We start from the raw sequence: 6,131 nt of genomic DNA, 5'->3' as shown, positions 1-6,131 counted from the left end.
CGCCCGACGCCGATCGCGAACTGGTCGCGCTCGACGTGCGCGCCACCGCGACGGGTACCGCATTCCGCCTGCGTTCGTCGTGGGGCGACGCGGACGTCGAGGTCGGCACGCTCGGCACGTTCAACGTCAGCAACCTGCTCGCGGTGCTCGGCGCGCTGCTCGCGGCCGACGTGCCGTTCGACGCGGCACTCGCGGAGATCGAGCGGCTCGAGTCGGTCAACGGCCGGATGCAGCGGCTCGGCGGCCGGTTGCAGAACGACGAGCCGCTCGTCGTGATCGACTACGCGCACACGCCCGACGCGCTCGAAAAGACGCTCGACGCGTTGCGCCCGATCGCTGCGGCGCGCGGCGGCCGGCTCGTCTGCATGTTCGGCTGCGGCGGCGATCGCGATGCGACGAAGCGTCCGCTGATGGGCGCGATCGCGGAGCGGCTCGCCGACGAAGTCGTCGTCACGAGCGACAACCCGCGCAGCGAAGATCCGCAGCACATCATCGACCAGGTCGTCGCGGGCATGACCGCGCCCGATCGCGCACGCCGTATCGAGGATCGCGCCAGCGCGATCCTGCAGGCGGTGCGGGGCGCCGCACGCGAGGATGTCGTCGTGCTGGCCGGCAAGGGCCACGAGGCCACGCAGGAAATCATGGGCAAGAAGCGTACGTTCTCCGACCAGGATCACGCGCGGCTCGCGCTCGCAGCGCGCGCGACGCACGGCAAGGGAGGCGCCGAATGACGATGTTCAGCCTCGGCGAAGCTGCCCGCCTGATTCCCGGCGCCACCGTCCACGGCGACGCGGGCGTCACGTTCGACCGCGTGTCGACCGACAGCCGCACGGTCGGCCCGGGCGACCTGTTCGTCGCGCTGAAGGGCGAGCGCTTCGATGCGCACGACTTTCTCGGCGACGTTGCCGCGCGCGGCGCTGCCGCGGCGCTCGTCGCGCACGCGCCGGCAGACGTCGCGATGCCGATGATCGAAGGCGGCGAAACGCGTGCCGCGCTCGGCGCGCTCGCGCACGGCTGGCGGATGCGATTCCCGCTGCCGCTTGTCGCGGTGACGGGCAGCAACGGCAAGACGACCGTCAAGGAAATGATCGCGTCGATCTTCGCGGCGGCGGTCGGCGCCGACGCGCGACTCGCGACGGCCGGCAACCTGAACAACGATGTCGGCCTGCCGCTGACGCTGCTGCGCCTGTCGGCCGCGCATCGTCTCGCGGTGATCGAGATCGGCATGAACCATCCGGGCGAAACCGAAGTCCTCGCGCGCCTCACCGCGCCGACGGTCGCGCTCGTCAACAACGCGCAGCGCGAGCACCAGGAATTCATGGCGACGGTCGAAGCCGTCGCGCTCGAACATGCGGCCGTGATTCACGCGCTGCCGCCGGACGGCGTCGCGGTGTTTCCGGCCGACGACGCGTACGCGGGCATCTGGCGCGTCGCGGCAACCGGCAACCGGATCCTCGATTTCGCGCTGCACGACGCCGAACGGCAGAACGACGCGCAGGTCGTCGGCCGCATGCACGGCGGCGAACTCGCGATCGACACGCCGGCGGGCGCCGTCACGGTGCGGCTGCGCGCGCTCGGCGAGCACAACGCGCGGAACGCGCTGGCCGCGACGGCCGCGGCGCTCGGCGCCGGCGTCGCGCTGTCGGCGATCCGGCAGGGTCTCGAAGCGTTCGAACCGGTCAAGGGCCGGCTGCAGGTGAAGCAGGCGAGCGTCGGCAGCCTCGCGGGCGCGACGGTCGTCGACGATACGTACAACGCGAATCCCGATTCGATGCGTGCCGCGATCGACGTGCTCGCCGCGCATCCGGCGCCGCGCGTGCTGGTGATCGGCGACATGGGCGAAGTCGGCGACGAAGGGCCGGCCTTCCATCGCGAGATCGGCGCGTACGCGCGCGAACGCGGGATCGACGCGCTGTTCGCGCTCGGTGACGCATCGCGCGACGCGTGCACGGCCTACGGCGACACGGCACGCCATTTCGACGACGTCGGCGCGCTCGTGTCGGCGCTGCTCGCGGCCGGTTACGGCGCGCATGCGACGGTGCTCGTGAAGGGCTCGCGGTACATGAAGATGGAGCGCGTGGTCGACGCGCTGACGAACCAACCCGCAGCGGGCACCGTGCCCGCCGCACACTGAGTAGAAGGAAGGAAGCATGCTGCTGGCGCTGGCGCAATGGCTGCAAGGAGACGCAAGCTTTTTGCGCTTGTTCACGTACCTCACGTTCCGGGCGGTGATGGCCACCATCACCGCGCTCGGGATCGGGCTCGTGTGCGGTCCGTGGGTGATCCGCAAGCTGACGCAAATGAAGGTCGGGCAGGCCGTGCGCAAGGATGGCCCGCAGACCCACCTCGTCAAGTCCGGCACGCCGACGATGGGCGGCGTGCTGATCCTGATCGGCATCGCGGTCGCGACGCTGCTGTGGGGCGACCTGACGAACCGTTTCATCTGGATCGTGATGCTCGTCACGTTCGGCTTCGGCGTGATCGGCTGGGTCGACGACTACCGCAAGGTCGTCCACAAGGACCCGCGCGGGATGTCGTCGCGCGAGAAGTATTTCTGGCAATCGGTGATCGGGCTGTTCGCGGCCGTCTATCTCGCGTTCAGCGTGTCCGAGGCGAACAACGTGCGCGTGTTCGACCTGTTCATGGCGTGGGTGCGGAGCGGCCTGTCGATGGGGCTGCCGGCGCGCGCCGACCTGATGCTGCCGTTCCTGAAGTCGATCAGCTACCCGCTCGGCGTGTGGGGCTTCATCGTGCTGACCTACTTCGTGATCGTCGGCGCGAGCAACGCGGTGAACCTGACCGACGGTCTCGACGGCCTCGTGATCATGCCGGTCGTGCTGGTGGGCGCGTCGCTCGGTGTGTTCGCGTACGTGATGGGCAGCGCGGTCTATTCAAAATACCTGCTGTTCCCGCACATCCCGGGCGCGGGCGAGCTGCTGATCTTCTGTTCCGCGATGGGCGGGGCCGGGCTCGCGTTCCTCTGGTACAACACGCACCCCGCGCAGGTGTTCATGGGCGACGTCGGCGCGCTGGCGCTGGGCGGCGCGCTCGGCACGGTCGCGGTGATCGTGCGCCAGGAAATCGTGCTGTTCATCATGGGCGGCATCTTCGTCGCGGAAACGCTGTCGGTGATGCTGCAGGTGTCGTGGTTCAAGTACACGAAGAAGCGTTACGGCGAAGGGCGGCGCCTGCTGAAGATGGCGCCGCTGCATCACCATTTCGAATTGTCCGGCTGGAAGGAAACGCAGGTGGTCGTGCGTTTCTGGATCATCACGTTGATGTTGTGCCTGTTCGGTCTGACCACCCTCAAGCTGCGGTAAAGGAAAGGTAACAAGGATGTCTGGCGAGATGTTTGGAGATCGGCAACGGCCGATGGTGCTCGTACTGGGGCTCGGGGAATCGGGTCTCGCGATCGCGCGATGGTGCGCGAGGCACGGGTGCCGGCTGCGTATTGCCGATACCCGCGAGGCGCCGCCGAACCTTGCCGCGCTGCAGGCCGAAGGCATCGATGCGGAATTCGTCGGCGGGGCGTTCACGCCCGCGCTGCTCGACGGCGGCGTCGAGATCGTCGGACTGAGCCCCGGCCTGTCGCCGCTGGAGCCGGCGCTCGCGACGCTGGTCGCGGCCGCGAACGAGCGCGGTGTCGCGGTATGGGGCGAACTGGAATTCTTCGCGCAGGCGCTGCGCGCGCTCGGCACGAGCGGCTACCAGCCGAAGGTGCTCGCGATTACCGGCACCAACGGCAAGACCACGACGACGAGCCTCACGGGCCTGCTGTGCCAGCGTTCGGGCAAGAAGGTCGCCGTCGCGGGCAACATCAGCCCGGCGATGCTCGACCGGCTCGCGAGCGCGATCGACGAAACCGCGCTGCCCGACGTCTGGGTGCTCGAACTGTCGAGCTTCCAGCTCGAGACCGCGCGCACGTTCGCGCCCGATGCGGCCGCGATCCTCAACATCACGCAGGACCACCTCGACTGGCACGGCAGCTTCGACGCGTACGCGCAGGCAAAGGGCCGGATCTTCGGCGCGACGACGACGCGCGTGCTGAACCGCGACGACGCAGCCGTGATGAAGTTCGCTCCCGCAGTTGGCGCGGCCGACGCGCCGCGCACGGTCACGTTCGGCCTGAACGAGCCGACGCAGGACGGCGACTACGGGCTGTCGCGCGACAACGGCATCGCATGGCTGGTGGAAGCCGTCGATCGCGACGCGCCGGATGAAGCGACCACGACCCGCCGGCGCAAGCGCGACGCCGCGCATACGCCCGACATCGCGCAAAAGCGCCTGATGCCGGCCGACGCGCTGCGCATCCGCGGGCTGCACAACGCGGCGAACGCGCTGGCCGCGTTCGCGCTCGCGCGCGCGATCGACCTTCCGGCCGCACCGTTGCTGCACGCACTGCGCGAATACCGCGGCGAAGCACATCGCGTCGAAGTGATCGCGACGATCGACGACGTCGACTATGTGGATGACAGCAAGGGCACGAACGTCGGCGCGACGGTAGCCGCGCTCGACGGGCTCGCGCAGAAGATCGTGCTGATCGCGGGCGGCGACGGCAAGGGGCAGGATTTCGCGCCGCTGGTCGCGCCGGTCGCGCGCTGGTGCCGCGCGGTGATGCTGATCGGGCGCGACGCGCCGGTGATCCGCGACACGCTCGCCGAAACGGGCGTGCCGCTCGCCGACCACGCGACGCTCGAAGCAGCGGTGCACGCAGCAGCCGAGCTCGCCGAGCCGGGCGATGCGGTGTTGCTGTCGCCTGCCTGCGCGAGCCTCGACATGTTCAGGAACTACGCCCATCGCGCGGAAGTGTTCCGCGCGGCGGTCGACGCAATCGCCATCGACAAAGGAGCGACGCCATGAGCTGGTCCGATCGCCTCGTCTCCCGCTTCAACGACCGGCGCGACACCGGCGGCAATGCCGCGGGCGGCCGCGTCGCATCGGCCACGCGCGCCGCGACGGGCGGCCTCGCGAGCGTCGTCAACGGCGTGCGCCCGAGCCGTTCGCGGATGCTCGATTTCGACTATTCGCTGCTGTGGGTCGCGATCGCGCTGCTCGGACTCGGCGTCGTGATGGTGTATTCGGCGTCGATCGCGATGCCCGATTCGCCGAAATACGCGTCGTATCACGATTACGCGTTCCTGATGCGCCACTGCGTGTCGCTCACCGTCGCGTTCATCGCGGCGGTGCTCGCGTTCCGCGTGCCGGTGTCGACCTGGGACAAGTACGCGCCGCATCTTTTCCTGATCGCGCTGGTCGGCCTCGTGATCGTGCTGATCCCGCACGTCGGCAAGGGCGTGAACGGTGCGCGCCGCTGGATTCCGCTCGGCATCACGAACATGCAGCCGTCGGAAATCATGAAGCTCGCGGTGACGATCTACGCGGCGAACTACACGGTGCGCAAGCAGGAATACATGCAGAGCTTCGCGAAGGGCTTCCTGCCGATGGCGTTCGCGGTCGGCCTGGTCGGCGCGCTGCTGCTGCTCGAGCCCGACATGGGCGCGTTCATGGTCGTCGCCGCGATCGCGATGGGCGTGCTGTTCCTCGGCGGCGTGAACGGCAAGCTGTTCGGCGGCCTCGTCGCGACGGCGGTCGGCACGTTCACGATGCTCGTGTGGCTGTCGCCGTGGCGTCGCGAGCGGATCTTCGCGTATCTCGATCCGTGGGACGAGCGCTACGCGCAGGGCAAGGCTTACCAGCTCACGCACTCGCTGATCGCGTTCGGCCGCGGCGAGTGGTTCGGCGTCGGCCTCGGCGGCAGTGTCGAAAAGCTGAACTACCTGCCGGAAGCGCATACCGACTTCATCCTCGCGGTGATCGGCGAGGAACTCGGCTTCATCGGCGTGCTGGTCGTGATCCTGCTGTTCTACTGGATCGTGCGTCGCGCGTTCGAAATCGGCCGCCAGGCGCTCGCGCTCGATCGCACGTTCGCGGGCCTGATGGCGAAGGGCATCGGCATCTGGTTCGGCGCGCAGACGTTCATCAACATGGGCGTGAACCTCGGGCTGCTGCCGACCAAGGGGCTGACGCTGCCGCTCGTGAGCTATGGCGGCTCCGGCATCCTGCTGAACTGTGTCGCGCTCGCGGTGCTGCTGCGGGTCGACTACGAGAACCGGGTGCTGATGCGCGGAGGG

5 protein-coding genes are annotated in these 6,131 nt (G+C 68.8%); all 5 read left to right on the top strand.

The features are described from left to right. Positions 1-731: Mur ligase family protein (locus JMF90_RS20080; protein WP_305790753.1), on the top strand; the 731-nt coding region annotated here is incomplete at its 5' end. Further along, positions 728-2,134 carry a UDP-N-acetylmuramoyl-tripeptide--D-alanyl-D-alanine ligase gene (murF, locus tag JMF90_RS20075; protein ID WP_201316689.1) on the top strand — a complete coding sequence of 469 codons (1,407 nt, stop codon included), beginning with the start codon at positions 728-730 and terminating at the stop codon, positions 2,132-2,134. The genes JMF90_RS20080 and murF, both read left to right, overlap by 4 nt. Positions 2,135-2,150: 16 nt before the next feature. Further along, positions 2,151-3,320 (top strand): phospho-N-acetylmuramoyl-pentapeptide-transferase, encoded by a 1,170-nt coding sequence (mraY, locus tag JMF90_RS20070; protein ID WP_006477019.1) that lies wholly within the window; start codon positions 2,151-2,153, stop codon positions 3,318-3,320. Between the two features lie 28 nt (positions 3,321-3,348). Next, the gene (murD, locus tag JMF90_RS20065) at positions 3,349-4,860 is read left to right on the top strand and encodes a UDP-N-acetylmuramoyl-L-alanine--D-glutamate ligase (protein ID WP_201316690.1); all 1,512 of its coding nucleotides are present in this window, start codon (positions 3,349-3,351) and stop codon (positions 4,858-4,860) included. Continuing rightward, positions 4,857-6,131, top strand: a 1,275-nt coding sequence (gene ftsW / locus JMF90_RS20060; protein ID WP_201325349.1) for a putative lipid II flippase FtsW, incomplete at its 3' end; no start/stop codon positions are given. The genes murD and ftsW, both read left to right, overlap by 4 nt.

It is taken from the genome of Burkholderia sp. E168m23, assembly GCF_016586125.1.
GTDB classification, from domain to species: Bacteria; Pseudomonadota; Gammaproteobacteria; order Burkholderiales; family Burkholderiaceae; genus Burkholderia; species Burkholderia orbicola.
This window is presented reverse-complemented; position numbering and strand designations above follow the sequence as displayed.